This is a genomic window from Vreelandella venusta (assembly GCF_007989605.1).
GTDB lineage: Bacteria > Pseudomonadota > Gammaproteobacteria > Pseudomonadales > Halomonadaceae > Vreelandella > Vreelandella venusta.
The window spans coordinates 1-557 of record NZ_BJUL01000064.1; the positions used below are offsets into that span (position 1 = coordinate 1).

Consider the following 557-nt stretch of genomic DNA (forward strand, 5'->3'; position numbering starts at 1 on the left):
ACGATCGGCGGAGGCCACAGCTTCGTAACCCACGGCGGTGGCGCCTTCTCCTTGGGCAAAGGCATCGCTTACTGCCAAGCCACTGTCGTTGGTGCGCACATAGCGAATACCAAGGCCGTTGTTGGTTATGTACTCATCGCTTCCGTCACCCACCACATTCGTAACGCTATTCTCTAGCGCTTCAATCCATTGATTAGTCGCATAGAGTTGCGATCCGTTGATCGCATCTTGGCTCTCTACTGATATATCGCCTTCGGACAAGTTAGTGATGCCTTCGTCACTAATGACAGGCCCGTCTTGACCAACGGTGAGGCTGTTGCCAATCGCCACATCATCACCCAGATCAAAGGTCACTTCCTCGCGGCCGTTATTACTAGTCTGGCTGATTATGATGTTGCCATCTGTATTGCGCAGATTGACTTCACCATTCGGTGCCACATTACTTGCCGCGCCATTTTCGGTGCTTAGGTTCCAACCAGCGTTAGCCGTAGCCTTCACCTCTTCAATCGCTTGATTAGAAGCAAACAGTTGGCTGCCATTGATAGCATCCGTGCTAG

At 51.7% G+C, this 557-nt stretch carries 1 pseudogene; it reads right to left on the reverse strand.

What is annotated here, in order from left to right:
- Positions 1 to 557, reverse strand: a pseudogene (locus HVE01_RS19950) (hypothetical protein); the annotation flags it as partial.